This is a genomic window from Endozoicomonas sp. SESOKO2, assembly GCF_024606245.1.
Classification (GTDB): Bacteria; Pseudomonadota; Gammaproteobacteria; order Pseudomonadales; family Endozoicomonadaceae; genus Endozoicomonas_A.
Genome location: NZ_JAHHPQ010000315.1, coordinates 1 through 1,226 on the forward strand (window position 1 = coordinate 1; position 1,226 = coordinate 1,226).

The following is a 1,226-nucleotide window of genomic DNA, read 5'->3' on the forward strand; positions in this document are numbered from 1 at the left end:
CAAGAAGATCTGCTTCAATCACCATGATCCGGTCTGACAATATCCGGGCCAGCGTAGTTTGGCCCGTCGCAATAGACCATAGTCGTTTGATTCGTAGCATTTGAAGGAGTTGTCTTTTTTGTTGCAGGCATTTTTGAACAGGGGCAAGAACAAGGTAAGGGTGAGACTGGTGCTCCGGATCAGGATTCCATTCGTATCCGTCAGGTGGCTTATCGCCACCATCTCCTCCGGCAGCGCCCGTGGCGATCAGCGCATTGGGAGTGTTCTCCGGAAATTCGGGAGGCTCAGCTAACGGGGCAATTCCGCGTGTCTGCTTCATTGGCCAAACGGGTAGGAGAGGCCATTGGAGAGACTCAAGAGGACTGTTATTTGGCTGCAGCTCCAGAAAACTGAGTGCAAATGTCACAAACCCAACCGGAAGAGCGTAGGGTGGTTCAGGTACGACCAACTTATTGGTATATAAGAAATGGGCTGATAGCGGGCTAGGGCCAACTAATTCCAATGCAGGCGGCGACCCCCCAAACGTTATGGTCACTAACAGCAGCAGTGATCGGACCACCAAGCAGGCAGTTTTGTTTTTTTCAGGGCGTCCCATAGACACAGGACCATCGATTGACCTTTGTTATTTGCAACGGGACGTATAGCACTGCACTGGCCAGTCTGCCATGAACGGAATTAGAAAATACTCCCGCACCCATCAAGTAACTCTAATTCCTGACAATGCTGATAAACATCATCAGTAACATCTAATAATAAAGGGTCTCGTTTTTTTAACCGCTCTATTTGACTGCATGCTCGTTGCCTCCATCCTTCCAGCATGCGGTTATCGATATCAATTTTGGCTTTTTTAAGGACGGTCACTGTGTGCATAAGCTCCATTTTATCGCCATAATCTTCCAGTAAGTTCAGTATTTCGGTACCAAAAACTTCTGTCTGGTCGAGCTTCAACCATAAACTGCCAAACGCCTGTTTTTCTTGTTTGTCGTCTGGAGGATTGCTGCTCTGTGGCGCCGGCTCGCAGGCTTCAGTTCTCCTGAGTTGAACGTTATCCAGATATTGGCACAGTGATTCTTTGATCTCATCGGGGCATTCTGTACCTGATGTTTCGACTCTCTCTCTCAGTTTGTTAAGCAGAGACTCAGGCAGTCTCTGCTTATGATGGTCAAGGGATTTCCAGGCGACGGGTTTGATGGCCATTCCTCTTTTGATCAGGGTAGCCAGAACAT

The 1,226-nt window shown here is 48.5% G+C and carries 2 protein-coding genes; both read right to left on the bottom strand.

Annotation, left to right across the window (positions count from 1 at the left end; genetic code table 11):
* The coding region (locus KDK17_RS07195; protein ID WP_257287714.1) for a hypothetical protein at positions 1 to 319 on the bottom strand (319 nt) is incomplete at its 3' end.
* 356 nt (positions 320 to 675) lie between these two features.
* Positions 676 to 1,226 (bottom strand): hypothetical protein (locus KDK17_RS07200; RefSeq protein WP_257275635.1); only part of this gene is annotated, 551 nt, incomplete at its 5' end.